Origin of the sequence: Aneurinibacillus uraniidurans (assembly GCF_028471905.1) — a bacterium.
Taxonomy (GTDB): Bacteria; Bacillota; Bacilli; order Aneurinibacillales; family Aneurinibacillaceae; genus Aneurinibacillus; species Aneurinibacillus uraniidurans.
In genome coordinates this window covers 1,080,236-1,103,708 of the sequence record NZ_CP116902.1, presented here as the reverse complement: position 1 = coordinate 1,103,708, position 23,473 = coordinate 1,080,236, and the positions used below count along the sequence as shown (strand labels likewise).

General features: G+C 46.3%; 24 protein-coding genes and 1 riboswitch. Of the genes, 9 read left to right on the top strand and 15 right to left on the bottom strand.

The genetic code is table 11. The annotated features are described in order from the left end of the window. Positions 1–3: 3 nt before the first annotated feature. The 3 genes from PO771_RS05535 (at position 4) to PO771_RS05525 (ending at position 4,053) form a co-directional block, all read left to right on the top strand. The gene (locus tag PO771_RS05535; protein WP_272562278.1) at positions 4–504 is read left to right on the top strand and encodes a peptidyl-prolyl cis-trans isomerase; all 501 of its coding nucleotides are present in this window, start codon (positions 4–6) and stop codon (positions 502–504) included. A gap of 142 nt (positions 505–646) precedes the next feature. Next, a complete protein-coding gene (locus tag PO771_RS05530) occupies positions 647–2,332 on the top strand; it encodes a methyl-accepting chemotaxis protein (RefSeq protein ID WP_272562277.1) in 1,686 nt (561 codons plus the stop codon). A gap of 131 nt (positions 2,333–2,463) precedes the next feature. Then, the gene (locus PO771_RS05525) at positions 2,464–4,053 is read left to right on the top strand and encodes a long-chain-fatty-acid--CoA ligase (protein ID WP_272562276.1); all 1,590 of its coding nucleotides are present in this window, start codon (positions 2,464–2,466) and stop codon (positions 4,051–4,053) included. Positions 4,054–4,521: 468 nt separating this feature from the next. On the opposite strand, the gene PO771_RS05520 is transcribed toward PO771_RS05525, so the two are convergent. From PO771_RS05520 to PO771_RS05510, 3 genes are read right to left on the bottom strand one after another with little or no spacing between them, the layout of a single operon-like run. Continuing rightward, positions 4,522–5,025: a hypothetical protein gene (locus PO771_RS05520; RefSeq protein WP_272562275.1), complete on the bottom strand. Its 504-nt coding sequence runs from the start codon at positions 5,023–5,025 to the stop codon at positions 4,522–4,524. A gap of 10 nt (positions 5,026–5,035) precedes the next feature. Further along, positions 5,036–6,103: a M42 family metallopeptidase gene (locus tag PO771_RS05515; protein WP_272562274.1), complete on the bottom strand. Its 1,068-nt coding sequence runs from the start codon at positions 6,101–6,103 to the stop codon at positions 5,036–5,038. A 20-nt stretch (positions 6,104–6,123) separates the two neighbouring features. Beyond that, complete coding sequence (locus PO771_RS05510; RefSeq protein ID WP_272562273.1) at positions 6,124–7,023, bottom strand: EamA family transporter; 900 nt, start codon at positions 7,021–7,023, stop codon at positions 6,124–6,126. A gap of 137 nt (positions 7,024–7,160) precedes the next feature. On the opposite strand from PO771_RS05510, the gene PO771_RS05505 reads away from it, so the two are divergent. Continuing rightward, positions 7,161–7,355: a hypothetical protein gene (locus PO771_RS05505; protein ID WP_272562272.1), complete on the top strand. Its 195-nt coding sequence runs from the start codon at positions 7,161–7,163 to the stop codon at positions 7,353–7,355. Positions 7,356–7,422: 67 nt separating this feature from the next. On the opposite strand, the gene PO771_RS05500 is transcribed toward PO771_RS05505, so the two are convergent. From PO771_RS05500 to PO771_RS05490, 3 genes are all read right to left on the bottom strand, one after another. Then, positions 7,423–8,226, bottom strand: a complete 804-nt coding sequence (locus tag PO771_RS05500) for a carbon-nitrogen family hydrolase (RefSeq protein WP_272562271.1) — start codon at positions 8,224–8,226, stop codon at positions 7,423–7,425. Between the two features lie 89 nt (positions 8,227–8,315). Beyond that, a complete protein-coding gene (locus PO771_RS05495) occupies positions 8,316–9,848 on the bottom strand; it encodes a fumarate hydratase (protein WP_272562270.1) in 1,533 nt (510 codons plus the stop codon). Positions 9,849–9,926: 78 nt separating this feature from the next. Further along, positions 9,927–11,126, bottom strand: coding sequence for a rhomboid family intramembrane serine protease (locus PO771_RS05490; RefSeq protein ID WP_272562269.1), 1,200 nt, complete (start codon positions 11,124–11,126; stop codon positions 9,927–9,929). Positions 11,127–11,200: 74 nt separating this feature from the next. Here PO771_RS05490 and PO771_RS05485 point away from each other — a divergent pair, with 74 nt between their 5' ends. Together PO771_RS05485 and PO771_RS05480 are read left to right on the top strand one after the other, a co-directional pair. Next, entirely contained in the window at positions 11,201–11,878 is a 678-nt protein-coding gene (locus PO771_RS05485) for an ABC transporter ATP-binding protein (RefSeq protein WP_272562268.1), read from the top strand. Next, on the top strand, positions 11,875–12,633 hold the full coding sequence (locus PO771_RS05480) for an ABC transporter permease (RefSeq protein ID WP_272562267.1): 759 nt from the start codon (positions 11,875–11,877) through the stop codon (positions 12,631–12,633). Before PO771_RS05485 ends, PO771_RS05480 begins: the two co-directional genes overlap by 4 nt. Positions 12,634–12,671: 38 nt before the next feature. On the opposite strand, the gene PO771_RS05475 is transcribed toward PO771_RS05480, so the two are convergent. Next, positions 12,672–12,986: a hypothetical protein gene (locus tag PO771_RS05475; RefSeq protein WP_272562266.1), complete on the bottom strand. Its 315-nt coding sequence runs from the start codon at positions 12,984–12,986 to the stop codon at positions 12,672–12,674. Between the two features lie 128 nt (positions 12,987–13,114). Here PO771_RS05475 and PO771_RS05470 point away from each other — a divergent pair, with 128 nt between their 5' ends. Next, positions 13,115–13,603, top strand: coding sequence for an acyl-CoA thioesterase (locus PO771_RS05470; RefSeq protein WP_422664982.1), 489 nt, complete (start codon positions 13,115–13,117; stop codon positions 13,601–13,603). Positions 13,604–13,758: 155 nt separating this feature from the next. Here PO771_RS05470 and PO771_RS05465 read toward each other — a convergent pair whose 3' ends face one another. The 3 genes from PO771_RS05465 to phaQ all read right to left on the bottom strand — a co-directional run bounded on the left by PO771_RS05465 (position 13,759) and on the right by phaQ (position 16,541). Beyond that, on the bottom strand, positions 13,759–14,343 hold the full coding sequence (locus tag PO771_RS05465) for a class I SAM-dependent methyltransferase (RefSeq protein ID WP_272562265.1): 585 nt from the start codon (positions 14,341–14,343) through the stop codon (positions 13,759–13,761). 61 nt (positions 14,344–14,404) lie between these two features. Then, complete coding sequence (locus tag PO771_RS05460) at positions 14,405–16,078, bottom strand: methyl-accepting chemotaxis protein (RefSeq protein WP_272562264.1); 1,674 nt, start codon at positions 16,076–16,078, stop codon at positions 14,405–14,407. 79 nt (positions 16,079–16,157) lie between these two features. After that, positions 16,158–16,541 (bottom strand): poly-beta-hydroxybutyrate-responsive repressor, encoded by a 384-nt coding sequence (gene phaQ / locus PO771_RS05455; protein WP_272562263.1) that lies wholly within the window; start codon positions 16,539–16,541, stop codon positions 16,158–16,160. 159 nt (positions 16,542–16,700) lie between these two features. Here phaQ and PO771_RS05450 point away from each other — a divergent pair, with 159 nt between their 5' ends. Then, a complete protein-coding gene (locus PO771_RS05450; protein ID WP_272562262.1) occupies positions 16,701–17,063 on the top strand; it encodes a DUF4349 domain-containing protein in 363 nt (120 codons plus the stop codon). Between the two features lie 32 nt (positions 17,064–17,095). Here the strand turns inward: PO771_RS05450 and thiD are convergent, their stop codons facing one another. Genes thiD through PO771_RS05430 form a run of 4 tightly spaced genes read right to left on the bottom strand, consistent with a single transcriptional unit; the run spans position 17,096 to position 20,475 of the window. Next, the gene (thiD, locus tag PO771_RS05445) at positions 17,096–17,902 is read right to left on the bottom strand and encodes a bifunctional hydroxymethylpyrimidine kinase/phosphomethylpyrimidine kinase (RefSeq protein WP_272562261.1); all 807 of its coding nucleotides are present in this window, start codon (positions 17,900–17,902) and stop codon (positions 17,096–17,098) included. Positions 17,903–17,946: 44 nt separating this feature from the next. After that, positions 17,947–18,963 (bottom strand): ABC transporter substrate-binding protein, encoded by a 1,017-nt coding sequence (locus PO771_RS05440; RefSeq protein ID WP_272562260.1) that lies wholly within the window; start codon positions 18,961–18,963, stop codon positions 17,947–17,949. A gap of 19 nt (positions 18,964–18,982) precedes the next feature. Then, positions 18,983–19,732, bottom strand: a complete 750-nt coding sequence (locus PO771_RS05435; RefSeq protein ID WP_272562259.1) for an ABC transporter permease — start codon at positions 19,730–19,732, stop codon at positions 18,983–18,985. Next, entirely contained in the window at positions 19,729–20,475 is a 747-nt protein-coding gene (locus PO771_RS05430; RefSeq protein WP_272562258.1) for an ABC transporter ATP-binding protein, read from the bottom strand. Before PO771_RS05430 ends, PO771_RS05435 begins: the two co-directional genes overlap by 4 nt. A gap of 75 nt (positions 20,476–20,550) precedes the next feature. Beyond that, positions 20,551–20,651, bottom strand: a riboswitch (TPP riboswitch). Between the two features lie 178 nt (positions 20,652–20,829). Between PO771_RS05430 and PO771_RS05425 the strand changes: the two genes are divergently transcribed. After that, complete coding sequence (locus tag PO771_RS05425) at positions 20,830–21,585, top strand: 3'-5' exonuclease (protein ID WP_272562257.1); 756 nt, start codon at positions 20,830–20,832, stop codon at positions 21,583–21,585. Positions 21,586–21,637: 52 nt separating this feature from the next. On the opposite strand, the gene acsA is transcribed toward PO771_RS05425, so the two are convergent. Then, entirely contained in the window at positions 21,638–23,359 is a 1,722-nt protein-coding gene (acsA, locus tag PO771_RS05420) for an acetate--CoA ligase (RefSeq protein WP_272562256.1), read from the bottom strand. Between the last annotated feature and the right edge of the window lie 114 nt (positions 23,360–23,473).

Here is a 23,473-nt window from a genome sequence, read left to right as displayed (position 1 = left end):
CACATGGCAGACATTATATCAATTAATGGAAAAGTCGCTTATAGCATTACCCTTGACCCAAGCATCTGGATTTTTGATGACCGCAAGTTCAAGATGGAAGACTTCTTCGCCGGTGCCGGTCAAATGGAGGAAAAGAAAGAAAAAGAAGATGATATCACTCGAATGGGGCGCCTATGGGATAAAGAACTAGAACATGGTTCGACTCCGACCAAACAAAGTGAGCAGCTATTCGTTGAGAAAAAACAGATCAGCGGCGATTATGGCATGCCGCTCGTCCCATTCCTGCGCAATGCTGAACCAGCGGCGGATGCGATTGCGCTTATTTGTCGCACCGAAACAGGCGAAGAATATCACCTCCCCCTTGCAGAGGCAGAAAAGGCCATCCTTTGTTTTGCCATTGATGGCAAGCCGATTCGTGAAGATGGTCCTGTATACTTATATTACGGAGACGGTCGTAATATGGATAGTCCGATCCGTCAGATTATATCCCTGACCGTTGTTTAATGATGTACTACATACTTTTATATCGAAAAAGCTGTAAATCTTGCAGCTTTTTTTATTTTGCTTTTTCTTACATCCTACCCTTATATTATGGTAATATTGTATTAGATATATATTACTAAAAAACAGATGGTGGTGAGTATTTATGACTATAAGAGCGAAGCTTATTTTAGGATTTGGTATTATCCTATTTTTATTAACCTGTACAGCAGGAATTAGTTATTCTCAACTTTCGGCTGTCAACTCCAACTACACCGAGCTCCTCAATCGTGATGCCCATGCTGATGTATTAACAGAGAAATTAGTTGCAAATACCTATAAACAATCCAAAGAAGTTGATAAATATTTGCTTACTGGGGATGTCGGTTCACTTGATGCATACAAACAAGCCGATCATGAATATAGAGTACTCGTTAAAGAGCTAAGCCCTCTACTCACAACCGATGAAAGCCAAGCTATGCTCACTTCACTTAATAAGGTAAATGATGACTTTGATAGCACAGCCCAGCAGCTCTTCGCACTAAAAAAAGCAAACAAAACAGCAGAATATGAACAGATCAGCCGCACAAGTGCAAAACAACAAATCGATACCTTTGTAAATCAGGCCCAAAAACTGTCCAGCACTATCACAGCTCATATGCAAACCGTAACTCAGCAAACAAGCGACCATGCAAATTCATCTAAAACCTGGATTCTTATCCTGAGTATCCTGGCATTTGTAGGCGGTATCTTCATCTCCTGGTTCATCAGCCGTCTTATTTCACGGCCGATCATTGCTGTTTCCAAATCAGCCCGTCAACTCGCAACCGGTGACCTGTCTATCGCTGCGATTCCTATCACAGGAAAAGATGAAATTAGTGAACTTGGAACAGCTTTTAATGAAATGAAAACGAATCTACGCGAACTTATCAGTAAAGTAAACGAGAGTTCTGAGCACGTTTCCGCAGCATCAGAAGAACTGTATGCAAGTGCAGAACAGTCATCTGAAGCAGCCACAATTGTTGCCAATGCCATTCAAGACGTAGCCAACGGGGCAGACTCTCAGAGAGCAAGTATGTCCGAAAACCGTCAAGCAATTGAGGAGAACTCCCTCGCTGTCCAACGGATTGCCGAATCAACAACAAATGTATCTGAATCATCTAGTGGTGTGCTCCAGGATGCACGGCAGGGCAGTCAGGTCATTGCACGTACAATCGATCAGATGAAGTCTATCAGTGAAGCTGTACACGAGTCTGCTTCTGTCATCCGTACACTTGGTGAAAGTTCAGCAGAAATCGGACATATCGTAGAAACTATTAACCAGATTGCGAACCAGACAAATCTGCTGGCGTTAAATGCAGCAATCGAAGCGGCTCGTGCCGGAGAACATGGCAAAGGATTCGCCGTTGTAGCGGAAGAAGTGCGTAAGCTAGCAGAACAATCGCGCCAATCTACCGAACAAATCGCGGTTCTAATTGAAGGAATTCAACTGAACACAGAAAAAGCCGTTCATACAATGGAGCGCGGCACGGAGGAAGTTGAATCAGGCACTGTAGTGGTCAATGAAGTAGGAGAAACATTCCAGCGTATTCTCCATGCGATTGAAGAAGTGGCAGGCGACATTCAGGAAATCTCCGCCGCCACAGAACAGATGTCAGCCAGTACACAACAAATCACCGCTTCCGTCGATCAGCTTACTTATGTTTCCGGAGAAATATACGGAAGTATGCAAGGGATCTCTTCCTCTTCCCAGGAACAGCTTGCCTCTATCGAAGAAATCACTGCTTCCTCTGATTCACTAAGTCGCTTAGCCCAAGAACTGCAAAGCGAAGTAAAAAAATTTCATTTGTAAAGTAATATAATCCGCTTTTCTTCATGCAAAAGCGGATTCTTTCATTTTTTCCCTGGCAATGTATTTTTTTCAGAAATTTTATGGTATTTTGATTAAGTAGGTTTCCAAATTTTCTTAGGAGGAGAGAAGATATGCACGTACCATTTTTATTGCACGATTTCCTAAAGAGAGCTGTATACCATTATCCAAGGAAAACAGCCGTAATTGATGGCGAACGCCGCTTTACCTATACCGAAATCCAGAAACGTGTAAACCGCTTATCCAATGCAATGCGCGAACGCGGTATCCGCAAAGGAGACCGGGTTGCCGTCTTGTCACCTAACCGCCTAGAAATGTATGAAACATTTTATGCCGCCTTTCAAATCGGCGCGGTCGTTGTTCCATTTAATACCCGTCTCGTTCCGGCAGATTACGAGTATATTGTAAACCACTCCGGTGCGGCGATGTTTATGGTAGATGCAGAACTGGCACCTCTTATCGAACCAGTTCTTGAAAAATTCTCCACAGTTCAGACGTATGTAACGCTTCCAGTTGACGGATTTGAAACAAATGCAGACTGGCTCTCTTATGATGCCATGATTGAGAGCGCTTCCGAAAATGCTGTATACGAAGAAATGGAAGAAACAGATATGGCGACGATCTTATATACAAGCGGTACAACAGGTCGTCCGAAAGGCGTTATTCAAACACACCGCAGCCTGTATAACAATGCTCTCAATACGATCATCCACTTGCGTGCAGAAGATGAGGATGTCCTATTACATACACTCCCAATGTTCCACGTAAACGGCTGGGGCACTCCGTTCTCGTTTACCGGTATGGGGGCCACACATGTGATGCTGCGCAAAATTGATCCACCACTTATTACCCGTTTGATCGTAGAGGAAGGCGTAACGGTCGCCTGCATGGCGCCAACTGTGCTAAATATGATCTTTAATGACCCTTCGGCCAAACAAGCAACGATCAAGCAGCCAGTTCGTGTCGTACTTGCAGGCTCTGCTCCACCTCCGTCTTTTGTAAAAGCAGTAGAAAATGAACTGGGCTGGACATTCGTTCAAGTATATGGCATGACAGAAGTCTCTCCATTCTTGACCGTATCCCACATCAAAAAAGCGATCCGCGATGAAAATGACATGGACCGCATTCACCGCCTCAAAGCAAAAGCAGGCATGAGCATGCTGATGATGGAAGTGCGTGTTGTAAATGAAGACGGAGAGGATATCGAACCGAATGGCGAAGAAGTAGGGGAAGTAATCTGCCGCTCCAATTCCGTTATGGACGGCTACTGGCTGCAGCCGGAAGAAACAGCGCGCGCTATCGTCAATGGCTGGTATCATACCGGAGATATGGCAACGCTTGATGAGAACGGTTATATCGACATTGTCGACCGCAAAAAAGATATTATTATCAGCGGTGGCGAAAACATCTCTTCCATTGAAATAGAAGGAACGCTGTACGAGCATCCAGCTGTTCTGGAAGCTGCGATCATTGCCATCCCGCATGAGAAGTGGGGCGAAGTTCCGCATGCAGTGTGCGTATTGCGCGAGGGACAGACAGCTACCGAGCAAGACATTATTTCTTTCTGCCGTGAGCGTATGGCTCACTTCAAATGTCCAAAATCCGTTCAGTTCGTTGCTGAACTGCCAAAAACAGCCTCCGGTAAAATTCAAAAGGTTGTCCTGCGCGAGCCATTCTGGGAGAACGGTCGCCGCGTGAACTAATTAACAACGTCTTATATAAAAAGAGCTTGGCCCCGTAAATGGGCCAAGCTCTTTTGCTTATTTTATAAAGATACCTTAATAACTCCGGTAATCGCAACAAGTGTTCCAATAAATAAAGCGGCGGATACGCATACCCCAAATAATCGACGTATCTGCTGATCCATTTCTTTTCCTCCTATTCTGTGTGCTACTACTCCTTCTCCCTACTATTTCCTACGAATATAACCCGATAAAAGTTTCACATTTCATAATAGAAGTTTGCTCCATCTCTTGCCTGGTTCTACATTCAATATATTAGATTTCTTTTTTATACAAAAAAAAACCCCGCTAGGCGGGGCAAAGAGAAACAACAACTCTCAACCTATTGAATAAGTTGTCATTAAAAGAATAATATAAAATACACCAAAGGACAATAGAAATTTTTAGGATAAAGCGCGATTTTTAAACAAAAACCGACAAAAAGTGTGGCTAATTTCCCAAAATTTTGTGTGGAACGTTTCTTTGCGCAAGTAAGCTTGTAAAAACACCTTCTTGTTCCGTCGTAAGCAGGCAGGTAAGAGTTTGCGCAAAATAAAGATGTACCTTTTCCGCCCCGTTTCCACTTAACTTGATCCGATATACTTCATCAAGTTCTCGTATATGGCGAAGATACTCTATACGTTCAACTGTAGCTGATACAGCAAACGTTCGACTTAGCAAAACACCTTCCTGCCAATTCTCAGCCTGTTCCGCCTCCTTTGCACCCATCAGCTTCAGCATCTGTACGGCCCGCTCTACTCCCATCCGCTTCGCTGTCACAGTGTCGCTGTACTCCATTTCGATCTGATCGATCTCCGCCTCTACTGCCTCGATCATGCAGCGAAACAAATTGCGCAGCACCAGATTATTAGGCGATAAGCTATGTTCATCGAATACATACACGTATCGTGCTGTACCCTGCTCCTGCACCCGGTGCAAATATAAATACTGCATGATATACCTCCTACCGCTCTTTGATGCGCGTAAGTGTTGGTCCATCGATTCGCGTAAGCAATGCCAGCAACAGCTTTTTGGCTGCTTCATAGTCATCGCGATGAATGATGGCGGCATGACTGTGAATGTAGCGTGCTGGAATCCCGATCACAGCAGACGGCACGCCATTGCCAGTCAAATGCACCTTACCCGCATCCGTTCCACCTGGTGATACGAAGAACTGATACGGAATACCCAGCTCTTCTGCTGTATCAATCATAAAATCACGCAATCCTGGTAATGTCACCATTGTCCGGTCCATAATTCGCATCAATAAGCCGGACCCTAGCTTACCCATTCCATCTTTCACTCCAGGAATGTCTCCAGCTGGACTGGCATCAAGTGCAAAGAACAAATCCGGCTTAATCATGTTGGCCGCTGTTCCCGCACCGCGCAGGCCAACCTCCTCTTGTACCGTTGCTCCGCCGTAAATCACATTCGGATGCGCTGTATTCTTCATCTCCTGCATCATCTCGACCGCCAAAGCGCACCCGTAGCGATTATCCCACGCCTTCGCCATCAGCTTCTTCGGATTTCCCAGCACAGTGAACGGGCAGATTGGCAGTACCGGCTGTCCTGGACGAATGCCCATTTTTTCCGCGTCTTCCTTATCGTCAGCGCCGACATCGATAAACATATTTTTTATATCCATTGGCTTGTTCTTTACATTGTCCGGAAGCACATGCGGTGGAATGGAACTAATCACACCGTATACCGGGCCATTTACCGTCATAATCTGCACGCGCTGAGCAAGCAGCACCTGGCTCCACCATCCACCAAGCGGCTGGAATTGTAAAAACCCTTTGTCGGTAATTCGAGTCACCATAAAGGCCACTTCATCCATGTGCCCCGCAACCATAATCGTAGGTCCATTCTCATCGCCGCGCAGTACGCCAAATAAGCTGCCAAGATTATCATATACCATCTCATCTGTCGTATCGCTTATGTATTCTTTCATAATCGTGCGGATATCTCCTTCAAACCCAGGAGCCCCACACCCTTCTGTCAGACGTTTAAACAAAGTAAGCTGCTGATCCATTTTCTTCTCCTCCTTATACATTATGATGCAGTCGTCCTCGTCGCCTTTGCCCGACGTACTGTCAGCCATTCTGGCACAATAATGCCCGCAAGAATCACCATGACTCCAATCCATTGAAGCCCACCAACATGCTCACCTAGCACAAAGCGAGACATCAGCACCGCAGTCGGCAGCTCAGCAGCCCCCAGAATAGAAGTAAGGCCACCTCCTATCCGCGGAACTCCAATCGCAAAAAACAGGGGCGGAATAATCGCACCAAACAACGCTAATAAAATGCCCCAGCGCCACAGCCCATGTGTAAGTGCCCCATTCACAAGAAAATGTGGTGGTGAAATCGCAAATGTGATCGCTACCGAACCGATGAGCATAATCGCAGCTCGCCAGTACGGATTTACCTCCGGAGCAGCTTTCCCACTCGCAATAATAAACAAAGCATACATCACAGCAGACAGAAGCCCAAGCACCGTACCAATAAGTGACAACTTATGAAGTCCTTCTTCTACGATGCCACTAGCGAGAAGTGTCCCCCCAAACAGAAGTACCAGCGCGAATAGACGTGATAGGCCAAGTTTACGCTTTTCTATGATCAGTTCGATAAGCACACCCATCCATGTGAACTGAAATAACAAGATAATGGCTAGAGAAGCCGGGATGTATTGAAGCGCCCGGTAATAAAACAAACCCGTTAATCCACTTGTCGTTCCTGCCACAATAAGCAATCCCCACTGTTTTACACTCAGCCGGAATCTCCCGACTGCAAGTGCGATCCCCCACATGATTAGCATTCCCAGAAACATTTGACTGCCGCTTACATCACCAGGTCCAAATCCTTCTGCATACGCCAATTTCACAAACGTTGAAAGTACTCCGTAGCTGCAAGAAGCGGCCAGCACAAGCAGCACGGAACGAAAGTATGACATATTCTGTTTCCTTCCTCTGTAGTTTCTCTTTTTATTGTACTATACTTTCCCAATATACTTGCACACCCATTGCGGGTAAACACTCCCAACATAGCACCTGCCACCGTCGGGCATGCTGTTAGCAGGAGGTGTTTGCAATGAAAAAAGGCATCATACCCGTAGCGCTCGGCACAGCGGTTACCGCAGCCGGTTTAAGCATGCTAAACCGCCGTCATACAGACATACGCTCTGACAACCCATATGCCTGGGGCGTGGCAGGCTTCGGCCTGGCACATGTTGTACTCGGCGCGATTGATCTTATGTCCGACAACTATGACGACGATTTCTGCTAAGGAATGAATAAAGGCGAGGTACGGGTGAAAACACTGCTGTGTTTCCCTGCCCCTCCTCGCCTTTTCTTTATCGATTCAGATCATATAAATCAGTGCGTCGATCTGCAAAAATCGGAATGCGGCTGCGCACGTCTGCTACAAGCGCACGATCAATCGTGCCGGTAATGATTTCTTCTGCTTCTCCTGCTTCTGCTACGATTTCTCCCCACGGGTCAATAATCAGGGAATGACCGCAGAAGGTGTTTTTCGGATCATTTCCTGCTCGGTTGCACGCCACCACATACATCTGATTTTCAATCGCTCGCGCAATGAGCAGCTGACGCCAGTGTGCAAGGCGCGGATGCGGCCACTCGGCGCTGACGAACAATACCTCCGCACCGGCGAGTGCGCCGCTGCGGATGCTTTCTGGGAAGCGAATGTCGTAGCAAATCTGCACAAGCGCAGGCATCTCATCAATTGTGCAGCCTACAAGTGATTGACCGGGTACCAAAAACTTCTCTTCGTCCATCAGGCGGAACAAATGAGCCTTGCGGTATTCATGAGTCACCTGACCATCCGGGGCGAATACGAAAGTCGTATTGTAGATCCCATCGGCTTTTTTCTCTGCAATGGAACCCGCAATAATATACAGACCATGCTTGCTAGCTAGTTCACCCATCAGCGCTTTGGTGCGCTGTCCTTCCTCATCTGCAATCTCGTCTAAACGGGTCAGGTCGTAGCCTGTGTTCCATAATTCCGGAAACAATACGATGTCCGGCTTTGTTTCCTGCAGGGCAAGTTTCGCAAAACTTTCCCGAATTTTTGCTTCGTTTTGCTCCGGCTGCCCGAATGCAATATCAATCTGACAGATGGCGATGTTCAATGTGCTCATCCCGCTCCCCCTTATCTTTGTTTCATATATTTAGAAAAACGCCCCGGCTGCTATACCGGAGCGTGCAAACATTACTTCTTTATTTTTACTTATTTGAACACAACTTCCGCATGTTGCGACAGCTTCTCAAGAGAAGATTTCTCTACGTCTGCATGCAGGCTGTTGCCGTGTGAATCCATTGTTACGATTGCAGCAAAGCCTTCTACTTGCAGGTGCCACATTGCTTCCGGCAGACCGAATTCCATGTAGTCAACGCCTTCTACTTTTTTCACGCAATCTGCATAGTACTGTGCTGCACCACCGATTGCATTCAAGTATACGCCGCCATGCTCTTGCAAGCCTTTAAGCGTTTTTGGTCCCATACCGCCTTTACCGATTACAACGCGGATACCGAATTTCTTCATGATATCTGCCTGATACGGTTCCTCGCGAATACTTGTAGTCGGACCTGCTGCTTTAACATGCCATTCACCACTGTCGTCTTTGAGCATAACCGGACCACAGTGGTAAATAACGCCACCGTTCAGATCGATTGGGCAGTCATGATCCATCATGTATTTATGGAACGCATCACGACCTGTGTGCATAAGACCATTGATGATAACAACATCACCCACTTTGAGGCTGCGGATTTGCTCTTCTGAGATTGGATATTGAAGAACAACTTCACGACGTTCTTCTTGTTGTGCAGGTTGTTGTACACCTGCATGCAGGTTAACGGCTTCTCCATCTTTGTACAACCATTCTTTAATTTCGCCTGTTTGTGCGTCAATGAGTGCACCCTGGCGACGGAATGCCCAGCAGTTATATGCTACTGAAACATAGAAGCTTGCTGGCAGACGGTTCATCGAGCCGATTTTACAGCCAAGAAGAGTCGTTTCTCCACCAAAGCCCATTGTTCCAATTCCAAGCTCATTCGCTTTTTCCATGATGTATGCTTCCATTTTCGCCAGATCCGGGTTCGGATTCACGTCATCGACTTTGCGGAACAGCTGTTCTTTCGCAAGTGCGTACCCGCTTGTGCGGTCACCACCGATACCAACGCCGATGAAGCCTGCGCTACATCCTTGTCCTTGCGCCTGGTATACGCTATGCATAATGCATTTGCGAATACCATCAAGGTCACGGCCTGCTTTGCCAAGTCCTTCGATTTCTGCTGGCAGGCTGTACTGAATGTTCTTGTTCTCACAGCCACCGCCTTTGAGGATAAGCTTCACTTCGATGTCATCTTTTTCCCATTGATCGAAGTGAATAACCGGAGTTCCTGGTCCAAGATTCGTACCACTGTTTTCGCCTGTAAGTGAATCAACAGAGTTCGAACGCAGTTTACCGTTTTTAGTCGCGAGTTCGATGGCTTCACGAATTGCTTTTTTCATCTCGATCTGGTTCGCGCCAACCGGAGTGTGCACTTCAAATGTTGGCATGCCTGTATCCTGACAGATTGGTGATACATTCGTTTCAGCCATCTCGATGTTTTGTGCGATTGTTGCCAGTGACAGCGCAGAGCGTGTGCCTGCATTTTCATTTTGGCGTGCTTTTACAACTGCGCGGCGCACATCTGGCGGCAAGTTTGTCGATGTTTCAACAATTAGCTTATACACGCTATCTTTGAATTGTTCCATGTCTCCTATCCCCTTTTTGTGAAGAATCACTCATAGTCACTCTTCATTATATCGGACATGTTCGCTGTGGAAAAGACTTTACCGGAAAAGTGAAGTGTCTAGAGGTGCTCCACCAGATGTCATACCTAACCATAGAAGAAGCACCAGAACTGTAAGAGCCGCGATTTGTATGCTTATCTGAGCACGGCGTCCTGGCATCCCGACTGCTGCTGCTGCCAGAAATCCTCCACCTAATCCACCAAGATGTGCGTAATTGTCAATCAAACCGGAAGAAAGAAAACCAATCGCTAAGTTAATTCCTAACAAAATCAAAATACTACTACCAAACACTCGCTTATACATCGTTCGGTTCTGTATACCAAAATACAAAAATGCACCGAACAATCCAAAGAGCGCACCGGATGCACCGGCGGATATATGTGGGGAAAATACGAAGCTCGCAACTACTCCGCTAATGCCAGCCAGCATAAAAATAATGAAAAACCGTCCGGAACCGTATAGCCGCTCCGTCATGGCACCAAGCGAATACAACGCCACGCCATTAAATAAGATATGCATAAATCCAATATGTAGGAAAATCGGTGTCACAAACCGCCACCATTCACCAGCAAGAATGAGCGGATTATACTTAGCACCAAAAGCCAACAGCACCTGTTCATTCTGACTCCCGCCAAGCGCTTCCATCGCCAGAAAGATGACGATCATAACAGAAAGAAGTGCATACGTTACACGCGGCTTGCCATACGAAAACACCTGCTGTAACTCTTGTTTGCGCCGCTGCTCCCACTGCTGAATCGTTTGTAACCAGTATTCCGTGCTGCGTACGTCTTCCTGTGCAGGTTCATAATCAAATACCGAAAGATTCACCAGCTTTTCGGACACCGGCGGATTGGAACCAAACCATTTTTGTGCAAGCGGTACATATCCTGCCGTTGTAAGCACAATACTGAACTCATCAAGCGCACCGCCCACAAATGCCTCCTGTAACTCTTCTGTTGCTGGCTGCATAATAAGATAAATAATAGCACCCTCGACTGACTGTGCACCTGTCTGACGCCTTATACCATCAAGACGGGCTGCTATCTCTTTACGATCATAATCCGCCATCCCACTCCATACAAAGTCGCATATACGCAACTGCACATATTGATACGTCCGCCTACTCAGGCGACCTAAGTGCAGGACATCCTTTTCCGCTCCAATTAACGTATAGTCCTGCTCCGCAACTAACCTATACGCTGTCTTTCCCAGATAATGATGCAAAACGGTTATCTCCATGTGTCACTTCCTTTCTGAAATACTTTCCCCCTATTATAATAGATTACACACTACTTTTCGAAGGAGGTTACACTTTGTCCGTAATTGAGCCTGTACTTGAACTACATAACCTTTCCAAATCGTATGAACTCGATAACCATTCCATTACTCCACTATATCATGTCACTGCTTCTATTCCAGAGGGAGCCTTCATTACAATCATCGGTCCATCCGGTACCGGTAAGAGTACGCTGTTGCGCCTGCTTACCCGGCTAGAAGACCCAGACTCAGGGCATGTTATATACCGAGGACGCCCCCTTACTGAATGGGAACCAACAGAACTACGCCGCCGTCTTCATTATGTATTCCAAAGCCCGGTTCTGTTTCCAGGCACTGTGGCAGACAATATCACATACCCATCCCGTTTGACAGGTCAAATGCTTACTGATGACACCATTCATGATCTGCTTACCCGAGTTGCTCTGTCTCCCTCTTATGCGAACCGTGCGGTAGAAGATCTGTCAGGGGGCGAGAAACAACGAGTAAATCTGGCTCGCTCTCTGTCACTATGCCCGGATGTCCTGATGCTTGATGAGCCAACTTCCGCTCTGGATGAGAAAAGCACAGCACACATTGAAGCCGAGATTACAGCGTACTGCCAGAAAGGAAACACCATCATCTGGATTACTCATTCGGCAGAGCAGGCTAAGCGAATCGCAGGCCGCATCTGGCAGATTGAGAACGGCCAGCTAACCGAGGTGGTTCTTCGATGAGCATCTGGGCTACAGCTGCATCTGTTAGTTTTATCTTTCTTGCGATAGCTCTCTCTACCTGGAAGCAGCTCGGACTGGAGCGTGACCTGTTTATTGGCATGATTCGCGCCGCCATTCAGCTAATTGCGGTCGGATATGTACTATCGTTTGTGTTTGCAAGCGATCATTGGCTGTTCATCGTTCTGATGATTTTCACGATGATACTTGTCGCTACGCGCAATGCTGCCTCACGCGGCCAAGGAATTCCCTACGTGTCCGCCTACATCGGTCTGACGATTACAACCGTAACTGTAATTACGATTGGACTTATGCTCATTCTACATACAATTGAACCGAAGCCGCAGGCACTTATTCCGATTAGCGGTATGGTGATCGGGAGTTGCATGACGACCTGCTCTCTGCTCGTAAACCAGATGCGGCAGCGCGTACAGTTAATGCAGGAACAAATTGTCGTCGCTCTCTCACTTGGAGCAACAGCCCGTCAGGCTGGTGTAACCCTTCTTCGGGAATCAGTACGGGCAGGCATGATCCCAACGATCGATGCACTAAAAACAGTCGGTCTTGTCCAGCTCCCAGGTATGATGACCGGATTGATTCTGGCTGGGGCAAGCCCGATTGAAGCAGTACGCTATCAACTTTTGATTATGTTTTCACTTGCCTCTTCCGCTGCTCTGACTAGCATGATGCTTGGTCATCTGATTTATCCTACGCTTTTTACATCAACTCACCAGTTCAGAGGATGGCCAAAAAAATAAGCGCAGACAATGAATCATCTGCACTGATTTTCATTCAATTATTCATCATCTCGGTACATTCCATACGGTTGCTGATAGCCGGGCGCAGTCGTGACTGGATACCCACCCGCCATCGGTCCTGTCGGTGAATACGGCATCGGAGCATATACACCTTTGCTGTAATAATATTCATACATTTTTTTGTGATAGCAATAACGTTTATAATATCTCTTATACAGCTTTTTATGGTGATAATGTTTGTGGCACTTGTAATGGTAGTACTTCATTTTCTCCACATGGTACGTGTACTTCTCCACTTCTACTGCTGTCACTGTGCCGGTTCCGGCTACTGCCGGATAATGATAGTAATCCACGTGTGCTTCCTCCATTCGTTATACTGGGTATATATCTGCTACACTGTATTCATACCCAGTACAAGAAGCCACGACACTTGCCTATAAAGCTGACAATTTAGGCGAATATCTTAAAAGAAGGTGATTTTTTGCAAGGTAAAAAAACAAATGAATCCCGTACCGTAATGGCCGATATTGTCCTGCCACCTGATACAAACTACCACGGCACGATCTTCGGGGGAAATGTCATGGCTTACATTGATAAAGTAGCAAGCATTTCAGCTATGCGACACTGCCGCCGCCAGGTTGTTACCGCATCAAGCGACAGTCTGGATTTTCTGTCTCCCATTCATACGGGAGAAGCCATTCTGCTTGAAGGGTATGTATCATGGACTCACCATACATCTATGGAGGTTTATGTGAAGGTAGAAGCGGAGAATCTGCTGACCGGCGAGCGACGCCTTACATCGCAGGCCTATCTGACGTTTGTAGCACTTGATGAGCACGGAAAGCCCGCAGAAGTCCCAGCTGTCCTTCCTGAAACAGAAGAAGAGCGCTGGAATTATAAAACAGCTCCTGGTCGCTTCGAAATCCGTAATCAGAGGCGTTCAATAGCAAAAGAAAGACGCAAACAGTAGCACAAAAATAGCGGGTAAAGAAAAAGAAGGACGAGAGAAAGCATACGAACGATCAGAAGATGAAAAGGACCTGCGCCTTTTCCCCTTGTAATCGATTCTGCTTTCCCTCATCCTTCTCTTTTGCTATCAGCCGTGTTCGATTTCTATATGTACTGCTATTGTTTAACCGCATACAAACTGAAGAATGTATCATCTTCATCTTTCGTATTCATCCGATCGAAAATGCGGAAACCATGCGAGCGAAGAATGTTTTGAATTTCTTCCTCACCGTACAGCTGATTAAAAATCCCCTCCGACACACAGGAACCTTCTCCAATGCGGTACGATGAAAAAAATACTCCGCCCGGCTTCAACACCCGGTATACTTCATCTGCTGCTTTATGAAAATCGTCTTTTGTTAAATAAATGAGCGATGCATTCGCCCATACACCATCATACAGATCATCATCAGTCGGGATATGGCGGAAATCGCCCTGGATAAACTCAACACCCTGTACATGCTGCTTTGCTTCCGCAAGCATCACTTCACTAATATCCAGCCCTTGAACCTGCAGGTTGTATCGCTTCAGGCGCAATGCATCATGTCCAGCCCCACACCCAAGGTCCAGTACACGATTGCCGCCAAGCAGCATCTGAAAACTGGAAATAAACTGTATGGTTAATTCCCGATGGCGCCACTTTAGTCCGGACTGGTGTGCCAGTTTATCAAAAGAAGCACGATTCCGTTCTACGTAATCCATTTATGTTCACCTCCCGCTCCTGTTTCTTATTCTAGCGAATCAAGAGGCAGAATTCTATACATTACGAAATTTTAAACTGGTTTACATGTTCCTGTAACCGCTCAGCCATTTGCGCCAGCATCTCGGATGCGGCATTGATCTCTTCCATCGTAGCCGTCTGCTCTTCAGAAGCTGCAGCTACCTCCTGTGTATCAGCCGCTGCAATCGAAGCCAGCCTAGAAACCTCATCTCCCTGCTTCACAATTCGGCCAGTATGGTCTGAAATAGTCTCCGATGAAGCCGTAACAAGCTCAATCTGCTTATTCAAGTCTTCAATCGCTTTCATAATAGACACAAATGCTGCCCCGGCTCCTTCTACTACTTTCCGGCCTTCTGACACAACCTGGCTGCTTTCCCCCATCGAATGAACTGCCGTTTCAATCTTATTATGAATATCAGAGATCAGTGTCGCAATCTCTGCGGCGGAGCGACCTGATTGTTCGGCCAGCTTGCGAATCTCTTGTGCAACGACGGCAAAGCTTTTTCCCTGTTCTCCAGCACGTGCAGCTTCAATGGCCGCATTCAGCGCTAGTAAGTTCGTCTGTTCACTGATCTGGTGAATCGTGCTAATAATGCCCATAATCGCTTCCGAACGCTCACCCAATTCACGAATTTGCTTTTCCGTGTCATTTACTTTACATGAAATTTCATTCATTTCCCATACAACCTTCTTAAGCGAGTCTTCCCCTTCATGCGCATATTTCATCACCACAGAAGAATCATTCCGTACGGTATGAATCTTGTTGGAAATGTCCTGAATGTTTGCGTTCATTTCATGCAGCGCCCTAGTTGTACGTTCCACACTCTCCATCTGGCCTTCCGATCCCGATGCGATCTCCTGAGAAGCTTCTGAGATCTGTTCGGACGCCCGCGTGCTTTCATTAGCACTCGCTGTTAATTCCTGTGAAGAAGCTGCTACCTGCTGGGATACTTCATGTACCTGATGCAGCATGCTGCGGAATTGAGTTACCATCTTATTAAACATATGGGTCAACTGACCCACTTCATCATTGGAGCTTGGCTTCACATGTATAGTTACATCACCTGTCTCCGCTTTTCTCATGGCGGTCACTAGCTTTTCTATCGGCCTGGTCAAAGCCATAACGATAATATAGCCCGCAATAATAGCCAGAATCGCCGCCCCAAAGCTAACCACAAACATCTCTGTTCGAATGACGTAAAGCGGTTTCATCATATCCTTGGTGTAGGTACCGATGACAACTTCCCAACCGTTCGACAATTGAATAAACGAAGCTACTTTCTCCTCGCCCTTCCACGGATATGTAATATATCCATTTTTCTCAGCAAGAATTTGTTTGGCGAATGTCTCCCCCCCGATGTTTGTCCCAATCATCGCAGGATCTGGATGATACATCACTCCACCTTTGCTATCCATAATGTAAGCGTAACCTGTAATGCCATTTTTCTCGTAGTAATTTTTCTTTACATCATCAACAATTTGCTTGATCTTATCAGATGAAATCCCGCCATTAGGCTCACCTGGAAGCGCGACCTCAACCTCTCTCGCTTTCATGGCAGTCATATATTTCAAATCCTGTACAGTCATGTCATACACACTTTTATAGGCTGATGTATAATTTAAATAGCCTGCCACCATAAGTGGTACAAGCGTAATCAATAGCATCGTACCAATGAGCTTAACTTTAATCGAAACGTCATTTAATTTTTGAAACAATCATATCCCCCCATATTCATGAAGCATAGCATTTTATAATACCTTCTCCTTATGATAGCGTTTTCCTGCTTTATACTTACTATTTTTCTGACGGGAATAATAGTCGTTCATACATAGAAAAAAAACGATCCAGTGTATACTGATACCGTTCTAGCGCTTCTGACCATACATCCAGATACGCTGTGCCTGCTTCTGTAAGGGAGTACATCCGTCTTGGTGGCCCTCCACTCGAAATTTCCCAATATGATTCTACTAGTTTATCACTCTCTAGCTGACGTAAAATCCGATAAATATGTCCATGATCTAGAGAGGAAAAGCCAAAATTCATCAGGTCCTGAATGATTTGATATCCGTGTGTATTTACGTTACGAAGCAACAGCAGCACACATGGAATAAGGAGCGTCTTTGGATTACCAGCAGCGTTTACCCGCTCTAAAACCTTATCAGATTTGCTATTCCTCATTCCTACTCCTCCTCGTTTATGTCATTCATTCTATATATATTGTTACGTTATTAAAAATATGACCGCATAATTTTTAGTCTTTTCACAATTTTTGTTTGTATATTTTTACTATTCCACGTAATATAAAGATTGAGGGATTAAAAAACAGGAGGGATTCACTTGGCATCTGATCAAACGTTCGATCCGGTTCAAATGTGGAAAAGCTGGTATGATCTCGTCGAAAAAACATGGGGAAAAACAATGGACGACTTCGTTAAAACGAATGAATACTCCTCGATGATCGGCGAGTATCAAAAGTGGTTCTTCTACTCCCAGGATCAATATAAGAAAATGATTGACCAAGTTTTACATGAGAACAATCTCCCGAATAAAGAAGAGATTGCCCGTGTTGCCCAGCTTGTAATCCAGCTTGAAGAAAAAGTAGAGAAGCTTGATGAGCGGGTCGATGATGAGATTCTCGCTAAGCTTGATGAACTAAAAAATTTGCTTGATAAGCCGAAAACGGCAGCACAAAAAAAATGACGACCAATTGGTCGTCATTTTTTTATGCTTCTCTACAATTTCTCACATCGATTGTATGCCCAGTGATTGGTTGGACCATGTCCGCTTCCAATCCCAAGTGGATGCGTAATAGCGGCTGTAATAAACGCCTTCGCCTGCTTAACTGCATCAGACACCGACATCCCCTGCGCCAGACCCGCTGCGGTTGCGGCTGCAAATGTACAGCCCGTTCCATGTGTATGCGGTGTATCGAAACGATCTGCCGTCATCTCCGTGAACGTATCTCCATCATATAAAAGATCGGTCACCTGTGGACCCGTTCCATGCCCGCCTTTAATAACAACATTTGCCGCTCCACCTGCATGCAGGATATAAGCAGCTTCTTTCATCTCTTCAATCGTTTCAATCCTTTTCATGCCGGTCAGCACCTCTGCTTCCGGCAAATTCGGCGTAACAACCATCGAAAGCGGAAGCAGATGCTCCTTTACTGCAGCAACTGCTTCTTCAAGCAGCAGCGGTGCTCCGCCTTTCGCAATCATCACCGGGTCGAGTACATAATTTTTCACCTTGTACTCCTTCAACTTATCCGCAACCGTACGAATAATCGAGCTATCAAACAGCATACCTGTTTTCACGGCGTCCGTTCCAAGATCAGATAGCACCGCATCCAGCTGCTGCGCAACGAATTCAGGCGGCACGGCGAATACACCGTGCACGCCGTTTGTATTTTGTGCCGTCAAGGCAGTTAGTACCGACATACCGAACACACCAAGTTCTTGAAATGTTTTTATATCAGCCTGAATGCCTGCTCCGCCGCCACTGTCTGAACCTGCGATGGTAAGTGCTTTGTATACAGCCATTTTGTCTTCCTCCTACTCAATATGCCTGTTACTTTGCCCTACATCTACGGCAGGGCAGTAAAACAATCTTCCGGCTTTACATCCGGCTTAACCTGTTTGTTTTTCTTCAGCCAGTCTACTACTTTCGTCCATTGATCTGCAGATTGAGCGCCAAATGGCTGTCCTTGCTCATTCATAAGCGGCAGAAGAATATCCAGGCTTTTTTCTTCCACATCTTTTTCAAGCGGGAATTCTTTCTTTTCGTTTGCAAGCAGATAGCCAAGCCCCTCCTGCTTATGATTCAACACGTAGTCCTGTCCTTTAGATGCTGCTTTCCAGAAACGAGCAAGTAAATCTTTTTTGTCTGCGATCGTTTTATCGCTTGCCGCAATAACAAGCTCAGATGAATCCGGCACGCCATAGTCGGATAGATTAATTGCGCGAACCGGGAAGCCTTTTTTATCAAGCAAAAGTTGCTCATGATTTTTATAGCCACCAATTACCGCGTCTACCCGGTTTGTAGCCAGTGCAGAAACAATATCAAACCCGATATCTGTCATTTTCGCCTGTTTAAAATCAGCTCCGTCTTTTTCCATCATCGTCTGGATATTCACTTCATCAAGCGGCATGGACGGATAGCCAATTTTTTTGCCCGCAAAATCTTTTGGCGAATGAATCGGACTGTCCTTCGGCACCAGTACAACATTTAACGGATGGCGAACAACAGACGCAATCGATTTTACCGGTACCCCTTCGCTACGTGCAATGGCTACAGCTGGCTGATACGTAAACGCCAGATCAATTTTGTTCGCTGCTGCCATACGGAGCGGGTCATTCGTTTCGGCTGGCATCTGAATATCAAGATCAATGCCCTCTTCCGCAAAATATCCTTTTTTCATCGCCGTATACAAGAACGAATGTACCGCATTCGGGTACCAATCCAGCATAATCGTTAGTTTTTCCTTCGGCTTGTCCGAAGCTCCCTCCTGTTTAGCTGGCCCTGTCTGACTGCCGCATCCGGCAAGCAGCAGCATCGCACATAAACATACAAATAATGCCTTACCTATCCGACTTTTCTGCATCGTCCATTCCTCTTTTCTTTTATTTATGTTTTACGATTCTCTTCTCCAATGCATACGCAACAATAAACATGAGCACGCCGAGCAGTGCTAGTACAAGCACAGACGCAAATACGCCATCTGCTCGCAGCGAAGAAGACATGCGCCGTCCGAAATAACCAAGCCCCTGTTCCGCTCCAAGCCATTCTCCAATTGTAGCGCCCGTTACACTGAACACGGCTGCAACCTTCAATCCGGAGAAAAACGACGGCAGTGCCATCGGTACTTGAGCTTTCCAGAAAATCTGCGCTCGGTTTGCTCCAAACGTCCGCAGCAAATCCACCACTTCTGAATCTCCTGACTTCAATCCGTCATACAAGCTGACGACAAGCGGAAAAAACGAAATAAGTACGACCACCGCAACCTTTGAAGACAGCGAGTAGCCAAACCAGAGGGCAAACACCGGAGCGATCGCAATGAGTGGAACCGTCTGGGACACGATCAATACGGGATAAAACATCTTCTCAAACAACGGCGAGAAAAACATCAGCACGGACAGGACAACGGCTAGCAGAATGGATAGCAAGAGCCCTATCATCATCTCTTCAAATGTAGCCAACAGGTGAACACCGAACAGTTCATCGCTGTAGCTGATCAGCCCTGCCATAATCTCGCTCGGTGCCGGAAGGATGAAAGACGGAACGCCGCCCATTTTGACACCGATCTCCCAGGCAGCTAGCAGCACTACGAAAAAAACAGCGGCTGGCCAGTATGTATGTAACTGCCTTCTCATTTTCCCTTCCTCCCGCTGATCATATGTGTCAACTGCTGGCGATACGCGGTAAACTCCGGTGTGAAGACCAGTTCTTTCGTACGTGGACGACGCAGTTGAATCGGCATCTCCACGCAATTTTCACCTGGACGCAGCACAAGCACTCGATCACTTACAAGCACTGCTTCTTCAATATCATGCGTAATAAAGAGTACTGTTTTGCCAAGCTGTTCCCAAATGCTTAGCAGCCATTCCTGCATATCCTGACGGGTTAGCGTGTCAAGTGCCCCGAATGGTTCATCCAGCAACAGAACATCAGCCCCTGTCATAATGGTTCGCAAAAACGATACCCGCTGCCGCATTCCACCAGACAGCTGGGATGGATACGCATCTGCATAACCGGACAGCCCGGCGCGAATGATCCACTCCTGCGCCTGCCGAACAGCCTCTTCTCTTGGCTGCCCTGCTATTTCTGCCGGAAGCAAAATATTATCCAGCACCGTGCGCCACGGAAGGAGCAGATCTTTTTGCGGCATCAGCGCTACTTTTCCCAGTCTATTCTTTTCTTGGACGCCACCAATTTGGATGCTGCCCGCATTCGGTTCGGCAAGCCCTGCTATCAACCGAAAGATCGTGCTTTTCCCAGACCCGCTCGCCCCGATCAGCGAGACGAATTCACCCTGTTGTACAGCAAACGATACATGATCCAATACCGGTGTACTGCTCTTTGGATACTGATATGTTAACTGGTGAACAGCAAGCATTAGCTCTCCCTCCTTCGATCCATTTCCATAGAAAAAGCGCCCTCCTATGGAGTGGCGCGTGTCTGCAAGCATAAAAACAGATCGGCTCCACTTCCCTCCATCGGCATTATCCGCATCAGGTTATAAGGGTCGGGACGACTGCCCCTCTCAGCAACTATGCTCCCCTAGTGGTCGTTTTTGTATTGAATTGTTTTCATCGTACTCCGAATGCTTCTCTCCGTCAATCATTGAATACTCCTTACTAATTTTCTAAATAATCTGTACATTATCCTCCTTATGACGTATGATAAAAGAATGAGAACGCTTGCAAATCTAAGAAAAAAGATTCTTAAGGAGAGAAGGATGTGACAGAAGATGTACTCATTTCCACTTGGTAAATACATCAAGCACATCACAACCAGCTGGTACAAAGAAAAGCCTGCCCTTGACCCTGATCTAGTCGCGGACATCCAGACTATGATTGCTTCCGTGAACCGTCATACTTATGAAGATCAGCTATTAAAACGGATGCGCTTTATTGTGTTTGATACAGAGACGACCGGATTTCATCCGTATGCAGGTGATGAGATTATTTCCATTGGCGCAGTCGTTGTTGAAAACGGTGCCATTCAGGAAAAACTCTTCCATGAACTAATCCAACCACGCAAACCGATTCCAGCGATCGTGACAGAAATCACAGGAATTTCCAATGAAGATGTCGCAGATGCTCCTCCCGTTCTGCCAGTCCTTCATAAATTCCTGCAATTTATCGGAGATGACTACCTGGTTGCCCACTGCGCAGACTTCGATATAAACTTCCTGAACACCAAGCTTAAAAAGCTATGCAAGACAAAGTTAAACAACCCCGTTATTGATACAATGTCGATCTCCTATCATATACTTCCGAACAATAAGTCATATGGGCTTGACACCTTACTTGACCTATATCATATTCAGGTCGAAGGGCGCCACACTGCGCTTGGTGATGCGGTAATGACTGCTGAGCTATTTCTCTGCTTCCTTGATGAATTAGAGAAGCGTGGCATCGAGACCCTGCACGGCCTTGAAGGTTATATTAAGACGATGCACTTACTTCGTCAGAGACAGGAAACAGGCTATGCTTCTATATAAAAAACACACAAAAGAACGGTGCGGATTACATCCTGCACCGTTCTTTTTATAACTAATCTTCCATTGTAGACAAATCTCCTGTCGGAAGGCCAAGCTCCCATGCTTTCAAAACACGACGCATAATTTTACCGGAACGTGTCTTCGGAAGCTTGTCACGGAATTCAATCTGACGCGGCGCGGCATGCGCAGCCAGACGCTCCTTCACGAATACACGAATCTCTTCTTTAAGTTCATCACTTTCTTCATATCCTGCACGAAGCGTAATGAACGCTTTGATGATCTCACCGCGTACCGGATCCGGTACACCGATAACGCCCGCTTCCGCTACTGATGGATGCTCCACAAGCTTACTTTCAACTTCAAATGGTCCTACACGCTCACCTGATGTGTTAATAACATCATCCACACGACCTTCGAACCAGAAATAACCGTCTTCATCCATATAAGCAGAGTCACCGGACAAGTACCAGCCAGTCTGGAAGTATTCTTCATATTTCGCTGGGTTGTTCCAGATCTGACGCATCATCGCTGGCCATGGCGGCATGATTGCCAGGTTGCCCATTGTGTTCGGTGGAAGTTCATTCCCTTCATCATCGACAATTGCCATTTTGATAAACGGAAGCGGCTTACCCATTGAACCTGGACGGATTGGCATAGACCGATAGTTAGCACAGATCGAAGAACCTGTTTCAGTCATCCACCAGTTATCATGGATGCGGCGGTCAAGTACATCAAGTCCCCAACGAATTACCTCTGGATTGAGCGGCTCACCAGCAGAGAGAACGTGACGGAGAGTAGACAGATCGAAGCGCTTCGGCAGCTCGTCCCCTTCACCCATCAGCATACGGAATGCAGTTGGCGCACTGAACCAAACGTTAACTTTGTATTTCTCAAGTGTTGCATACCAGTCAGCTGGTTTAAAACGTCCACCGCGCAATACAACCGTTACACCGTTAAGCCATGGAGACCACATGCCTGCTGATGTCCCTGTTACCCAGCCTGGGTCCGCTGTACACCAGTAAACATCACCTTCGCGCAGGTCATACACCCATTTGCCTGCCATGTACTGATGGATCATCGCATCATGCACCTGCAAAACGCCTTTTGGCTTACCTGTGGAACCGGATGTATAGTGAAGCAGCATGCCGGATTCACGTTCTCCCCATTCAATTGTATAATCAGCCGATACACTCATCAGCTCTTCGTACAATACTTGATTGTCAGCTGTTTTCTCTTCAGCACTAACCAGAATAACATGTTTCAATTCTGGCAGATCCTGTACCGGGATGCGGTACAGAAGTCCTGGTGTTGTCACAACAGCTACCGCACCGCTATCTTGGAGACGGTCACGCACAGCATCTTCCATGAATGCCTCAAATAACGGACCTGCAATTGCACCAATGCGCACAATACCAAGAAGTGCAATAAACAACTCTGGGCTACGCGGCATAAAAATAAATACGCGATCACCTTTCTTAACACCTTTGGAACGAAGACCATTCGCAAAACGGCTCGACAGTTCGCGAAGCTGTGCATATGTGTACTGCTCGTCCCGCTCTCCATCTGTATAAAGAAGTGCGGTTTTCTCGCCCTGACCATTATCTACATGACGGTCAATCGCTTCGTATACCATGTTAACTTTTCCTGTTGTATACCAAGAAAAGTTTTTTTCGATTTCTTTCCAATTAGCTGTACGAACAGCCTCATCATAATCCTTAAGGTTCGCTGTGTTATCTAACAGCATAATATCTTTTGATCTTTCTGTTGTAGCCATGGTTTTCTGCCCCCATCCTGGATTATTAATAGCCTTTCAAGAAGGCTTTTTTTATTTGTTATACAACACTTTACTACAAATTGCACAAGAATTAAAGCGCTTTACTTCAAAAAA

What these genes read in the sequence shown, in the direction of transcription:
- acsA (WP_272562256.1), bottom strand. Translation starts at nt 23,359, where the DNA reads ATGGCTACAACAGAAAGATCAAAAGATATTATGCTGTTAGATAACACA.
- PO771_RS05530 (WP_272562277.1), top strand. Translation starts at nt 647, where the DNA reads ATGACTATAAGAGCGAAGCTTATTTTAGGATTTGGTATTATCCTATTT.
- PO771_RS05425 (WP_272562257.1), top strand. Translation starts at nt 20,830, where the DNA reads ATGTACTCATTTCCACTTGGTAAATACATCAAGCACATCACAACCAGC.
- PO771_RS05525 (WP_272562276.1), top strand. Translation starts at nt 2,464, where the DNA reads ATGCACGTACCATTTTTATTGCACGATTTCCTAAAGAGAGCTGTATAC.
- PO771_RS05495 (WP_272562270.1), bottom strand. Translation starts at nt 9,848, where the DNA reads ATGGAACAATTCAAAGATAGCGTGTATAAGCTAATTGTTGAAACATCG.
- PO771_RS05520 (WP_272562275.1), bottom strand. Translation starts at nt 5,025, where the DNA reads ATGCAGTATTTATATTTGCACCGGGTGCAGGAGCAGGGTACAGCACGA.
- PO771_RS05440 (WP_272562260.1), bottom strand. Translation starts at nt 18,963, where the DNA reads ATGCAGAAAAGTCGGATAGGTAAGGCATTATTTGTATGTTTATGTGCG.
- phaQ (WP_272562263.1), bottom strand. Translation starts at nt 16,541, where the DNA reads ATGAGGAATAGCAAATCTGATAAGGTTTTAGAGCGGGTAAACGCTGCT.
- PO771_RS05500 (WP_272562271.1), bottom strand. Translation starts at nt 8,226, where the DNA reads ATGAGCACATTGAACATCGCCATCTGTCAGATTGATATTGCATTCGGG.
- PO771_RS05510 (WP_272562273.1), bottom strand. Translation starts at nt 7,023, where the DNA reads ATGTCATACTTTCGTTCCGTGCTGCTTGTGCTGGCCGCTTCTTGCAGC.
- PO771_RS05430 (WP_272562258.1), bottom strand. Translation starts at nt 20,475, where the DNA reads ATGCTTGCTGTTCACCAGTTAACATATCAGTATCCAAAGAGCAGTACA.
- thiD (WP_272562261.1), bottom strand. Translation starts at nt 17,902, where the DNA reads ATGGCTGTATACAAAGCACTTACCATCGCAGGTTCAGACAGTGGCGGC.
- PO771_RS05535 (WP_272562278.1), top strand. Translation starts at nt 4, where the DNA reads ATGGCAGACATTATATCAATTAATGGAAAAGTCGCTTATAGCATTACC.
- PO771_RS05515 (WP_272562274.1), bottom strand. Translation starts at nt 6,103, where the DNA reads ATGGATCAGCAGCTTACTTTGTTTAAACGTCTGACAGAAGGGTGTGGG.
- PO771_RS05480 (WP_272562267.1), top strand. Translation starts at nt 11,875, where the DNA reads ATGAGCATCTGGGCTACAGCTGCATCTGTTAGTTTTATCTTTCTTGCG.
- PO771_RS05435 (WP_272562259.1), bottom strand. Translation starts at nt 19,732, where the DNA reads ATGAGAAGGCAGTTACATACATACTGGCCAGCCGCTGTTTTTTTCGTA.
- PO771_RS05490 (WP_272562269.1), bottom strand. Translation starts at nt 11,126, where the DNA reads ATGGAGATAACCGTTTTGCATCATTATCTGGGAAAGACAGCGTATAGG.
- PO771_RS05505 (WP_272562272.1), top strand. Translation starts at nt 7,161, where the DNA reads ATGAAAAAAGGCATCATACCCGTAGCGCTCGGCACAGCGGTTACCGCA.
- PO771_RS05465 (WP_272562265.1), bottom strand. Translation starts at nt 14,343, where the DNA reads ATGGATTACGTAGAACGGAATCGTGCTTCTTTTGATAAACTGGCACAC.